The sequence below is a fragment of the Leifsonia sp. NPDC056824 genome (genome assembly GCF_042789575.1).
Classification (GTDB): domain Bacteria; phylum Actinomycetota; class Actinomycetes; order Actinomycetales; family Microbacteriaceae; genus Leifsonia.
Genome location: NZ_JBHUAV010000001.1, coordinates 463,126 through 468,137, shown reverse-complemented (window position 1 = coordinate 468,137; position 5,012 = coordinate 463,126). Strand labels below are relative to the sequence as shown.

The window sequence follows — 5,012 nt, the reverse complement described above, 5'->3', positions numbered from 1 at the left end:
TCTGGTGGGTGTGGGGGGGGGGCCCACTCCACCCGCCGCGGGGGCGTCGCGCGGGGTTTTCGGCCCTTTGGGCCCCCCCGCGCCCGTTTTCCGCCCCCCCCCCCACGAATCGCGCGCGCGATTCCGGCGCTAGCGGCCGCGCGTCAGGATCAGGTGCGCCACCATCGCGGTCCAGCCGGTCTGGTGGGACGCGCCGAGGCCTTGGCCGGTGTCGCCGTCGAAGTACTCGTAGAAGAACAGGTTGTCCTTCCAGCGCGGGTCCGCCGACAGCAGCGGGTAGCGGGCGTCGGAGGGCCGGCGGCCGTCCGGGCCGGGGAGGAACAGCGCGATCAGGCGTCGGGCGAGGTCGTCGGCCGCCTCGCCGGGGGTAAGCGAGTTGCCGGAGCCCAGTGGGTCCTCGATGCGGACGCCCGTCTCGCCGTGCGACTGGTAGTGCTGCAGCGCCGCGACCAGCAGCGCGTTGAGCGGGAACCAGACCGGCCCGCGCCAGTTCGAGTTGCCGCCGAACAGCCCGGTCGTGGACTCGGCCGGCTCGTAGTCGACCGAAGCCTCCACGCCGTCGACCTCCACCGTGAAGGGGTGCTCACGATGGTAGGCGGAGACGCCGCGGACGCCGTGGTCGCTGAGCAGCCCCGCCGGGTTGAAGACCTGCTTCAGGATGCGGGTCAAGCGTTCGGGCGACACCAGCGCGAGCAGGTATACCTGCTCGTTCCCGATCACCCTCCGGTGGAAGGCCGCCCCGAGCTCGGGATGCTTCACCAGGTAGTGGTTCAGGATGCGGCGGAACTCGGGCAGCGTCCGCACGCCCGGCTCGTCGTACGCCAGCGACGCGACGACCGGCACGAGCCCGACGAGCGAGCGCACCTTGAGCGGAACGTCCCGGCCGTCGGCCAGATGCAGCACGTCGTAGAAGTAGGCGTCCTCGTCGTCCCACATGCCGGAGCTGTTGGCCGAGCCGGCGATGCGGAGGAACTGCTCGCCGAACTTCACGGCGACGTCCTCGTACACGTCGTCCTCCCGGGCGAGCCGCAGCGCGATCTCCAGCAGGTCGAGCGCGTAGCTCGCCATCCAGCCGGTCGAGTCGGCCTGCTCGATGGTCCCGACCTCCGGCGGCAGCGTCGACCGGTTCAGCGGCGCGATGTTGTCGAGGCCCATGAAGCCGCCCTCGAACAGGTTGTCCTCGTCGGCGTCCTTGCTGTTCGTCCACCAGGTGTAGTTGATCAGCAGCTTGTGGAGGATGCGGGCGAGGAAGCCGAAGTCCCGCCCGCCGTCGATGAGGAAGACCTGGATCGCCGCCCAGGCATGCGTCGGCGGGTTCACGTCGGAGAAGTTCCACTCGTAGGCCGGGAGCTGCCCGTTCGGATGCATGTACCACTCCCGCAGCAGCAGCACGAGCTGCGCCTTCGCGAACGCCGGGTCGATGTGCGCCATCGTCACGCAGTGGAAGGCGAGGTCCCAGGCCGCGAACCACGGGTACTCCCACGGGTCGGGCATCAGGATGACGTCGTCGGCGTCGAAGTGGCGCCACTGCCCGTTGCGCACGGCGGCGCGGCCGGGCGGCGGCGGGGGACCGGCCGGGTCGCCGTCCAGCCACTTGTCGACGTTGAAGTGGAAGTACTGCTTCGACCAGAGCAGGCCGGCGAACGCCTGGCGCAGCACGCGCGCCTCGTCGGGGTCGGCGGGGGCGTTGTCCAGGCCGGCGTAGAAGGCGTCCGCCTCGGTCTTGCGGGCGGCGACGACGCGGTCGAAGGCGGCGCCGAGGTCCTGCGCGGCGATGGCCGACGGATCACCGGCACCTCCGGTCAGACGCAGCCGGAGCACCTGCGTCTCGCCCGGGCCGAGGGTCACCTCGTAGTGGAGAGCGGCCTTGGTCCCGACCTGCTGCGGGTTCACGGTCGCGGCGCCGCGGATGACGTGGTCCTCGATCCCGTCCTTGGGGTAGGCGGGGGAGTCGTCCGCGCCGAACAGCCGTGAGGTGTTGGTCTCGTTCTCGCAGAACAGCGCCTCCGGCTCTCCTTCCCCGCTGAAGGCCAGCGCCCCGCCCGGCCCCGACCCGAGCACGCGCCCGCCGTCGAACCGCAGCGACGGCTTCTCCACCTCGTAGCCCCACGACCAGGTGTTGCGGTACCAGAGCGTCGGCAGCACCTGGAGCGTCGTGGCCTCCGGGCCGGCGTTCTCGATCGTGACGCGCATCAGGAGGTCGTGCGGCCCCTCCTTCGCGTAGTCGACCGTGACCACCCAGTAGCGCCCGTCGTCGAAGATCCCCGTGTCGGCCAGCTCGTACTCGGGCTCCAGCTTGCTGCGGCGCGCGTTGGTCTCGATCAGGTCCTCGTACGGGTACGCGGCCTGCGGGTAGTGGTAGCGCCAGGTGTTCCAGGAGTGCGTCGGGGTGCCGTCGAGGTACCACCAGTACTCCTTGACGTCCTCGCCGTGATTGCCCTGCGGGCCGCTCAGGCCGAACATCCGCTCCTTGAGGATGGCGTCCTGCCCGTTCCACAGCGACAGGCCGAGGCACCAGTTCTGCTTCAGGTCGGAGAACGCGGCCATGCCGTCCTCGTTCCAGCGGTAGGCGCGGCTGCGGGCGTGGTCGTGCGGGAAGAAGTCCCAGGCCTCGCCGTCGGCGCTGTAGTCCTCGCGGACCGTGCCCCAGGCCCGCTCGGCGACGTACGGTCCCCAGTCGCGCCAGGCGGCGTCGCGCCAGGCGGCCGTCCCGTCGTCCGCCTGGAGAATGCGCTTGCGCTCGGCGCCGGGCTCGGCCGGGTTCACCTGGGTCATGGGGCCATTCTCGACGCTCGGCGCCGCGCCGGTCCAGCGGGCAGCGGTCGCCCTCCGCTCACCGCGCGAGCGTCTCGTGCGGGTTCTCGCCGTACTCGGTGCGGTAGGCGGCGGCGAAGCGGGGCACATGCGTGAAGCCCCAGCGGTGGGCGATCGCCGAGACGGTGTCCCTGTGCACCAGGTCGGCCGCGAGGAGATCGGCGCGCGCGGCGCTCAGCCGAAGCGAACGGAGGTACTGGGTGGGCGAGACCCCGACGATGCGACGGAAGGCGTCCTGGAGCCCGCGCGGCGAGAGCCGCGACGCCGCTGCGATGTCGACCAGCCCGATCGGCTCGGAGATGTGCTCCTCCATGTAGGCGATGGCCCGGCGGATCGACGCCGGCGTCGCGACCCCGCCGTCGTTCGCCGGCGGGAGGTCGAGGGTGTCGTTCGGGAAGTCGGAGAGCAGCGCGGCGGCGACCGTCCGGAACAGGGCGTCGCGCAGGAGGACGTGGTCGAACACCTCCGGCTCGCTGCCCGGCCCGCGCATGTGCTTCGCCACGCCCCTCCAGTGGCGCTCCCGGGCGGCGTCGATGGGTGCGCTGCCGGTGAAGCGGACACGCAGCCCCGGACGGCCGAAGTACTCCCGCGCAAGTGTCTCGACGGCGTCGATGTCGACCCGCACCGAGTCCGCGCGTGCCTCGTGCTCCCAGCTCGACTCGATCGGCGCCAACGGGTACAGGAACGGCCGGTCGGTGTCGAGCTGTTCGCGGCCGACCTCCAGGCGCATCCCGGGGCTCGCCTCGCAGACGTTGAAGGTGGTCATCGGGTCCGCGACTCCGCGGGCAGTGCAGACCAGGTCAAGCCGGTCCAGCGAGAGCCGCTCGTCCCCGAGATGGCTCACCGCGAACGAGAAGGCGGCGTCGTCGCCGTCGCGGGCGAAGTCGAAGCCGGGCTGGAGGCCGCGGATGACCGCGAGAGCCACGTCGGGCTCCCGTGACGCCATCGACATGCGCGTGACCGGCACGACGTGAACGGTAGCCGCGTCTGCGGATTCACGGTAGGGGGTGCTGTCTACTCCCGCGCTGATGATTCACCACCTGCGCCGCTGAATCCCAGAACCAACCACTGTTGGCGCCACTGAATCGCATCTGCCTACGATCGAGTCGACCTCCCCCGAAAGGAACGACTGTGCAGTTCAGACATCTCGGCAACTCCGGCTTCAAGATCTCCGAGATCACCTACGGAAACTGGCTGACCCACGGCTCGCAGATCGAGAACGAGACGGCCGCCGCGTGCGTCCGTGCCGCCCTCGACGCCGGGATCACCACCTTCGACACCGCCGACGTCTACGCCAACACGGCGGCGGAGACCGTGCTCGGCGAGACGCTGAAGGGCGAGCGCCGGCAGTCGCTGGAGATCTTCACGAAGGTCTTCGGCGCGACCGGACCCAAGGGCCACAACGACGTCGGGCTGTCGCGCAAGCACATCCTGGAGTCCATCGACGGCTCGCTGACCCGCCTGCAGACCGACTACGTCGACCTGTACCAGGCGCACCGCTTCGACTTCTTCACCCCGCTGGAGGAGACCATGCAGGCCTTCGCCGACATCGTGCGGCAGGGCAAGGCGCTCTACATCGGTGTGAGCGAGTGGACGGCCGACCAGCTGCGCGCGGGCCACGCGCTGGCGAAGGACCTCGGCTTCCAGCTCATCTCGAACCAGCCCGAGTACTCGGCGCTGTGGCGGGTCATCGAGGCGGAGGTCGTGCCGACCTCCAAGGAGCTCGGCATCTCGCAGATCGTCTGGTCGCCGGTGGCGCAGGGCGTCCTCAGCGGCAAGTACCTGCCGGGCGCTCCGCTGCCCGAGGGCAGCCGCGCGACCGACGAGAAGGGCGGCGCGGGTGCGGTCAAGCGCTGGCTGACCGACGACGTGCTCACCCGTGTGCAGCAGCTCACCCCGATCGCGCAGGAGCTCGGCCTCACGCCGGCGCAGCTCGCGGTCGCCTGGGTGCTCCAGAACGACAACGTGGCCACCGCGATCATCGGCGCCTCCCGCCCGGAGCAGGTCATCGAGAACGTGAAGGCCTCCGGAGTCTCCATCCCGGCCGAGCTGCTTGGCAGCATCGACGAGGTGCTCGGCGGCGCCGTCGAGCGCGACGCGTCGCACACGGCGACGCGCTCCCCGCAGCACCGCGAGGCGTAGCCCCCCCGATTCGTGCCGAATGTCGACTCTGGCGCGGCCAGAGTCGACATTCGGCC

At 70.7% G+C, this 5,012-nt stretch carries 3 protein-coding genes; 1 reads left to right on the top strand and 2 read right to left on the bottom strand.

Annotated features, from left to right (window positions below; translation table 11 throughout):
• Positions 1-129: 129 nt before the first annotated feature.
• Both ACFRFH_RS02400 and ACFRFH_RS02395 read right to left on the bottom strand, forming a co-directional pair.
• Positions 130-2,775, bottom strand: coding sequence for a glucosidase (locus ACFRFH_RS02400; RefSeq protein WP_382461412.1), 2,646 nt, complete (start codon positions 2,773-2,775; stop codon positions 130-132).
• A gap of 58 nt (positions 2,776-2,833) precedes the next feature.
• Positions 2,834-3,781: a helix-turn-helix transcriptional regulator gene (locus ACFRFH_RS02395; protein ID WP_382461411.1), complete on the bottom strand. Its 948-nt coding sequence runs from the start codon at positions 3,779-3,781 to the stop codon at positions 2,834-2,836.
• A 164-nt stretch (positions 3,782-3,945) separates the two neighbouring features.
• On the opposite strand from ACFRFH_RS02395, the gene ACFRFH_RS02390 reads away from it, so the two are divergent.
• Positions 3,946-4,956, top strand: coding sequence for an aldo/keto reductase family protein (locus tag ACFRFH_RS02390; RefSeq protein WP_382461410.1), 1,011 nt, complete (start codon positions 3,946-3,948; stop codon positions 4,954-4,956).
• Positions 4,957-5,012: the final 56 nt, after the last annotated feature.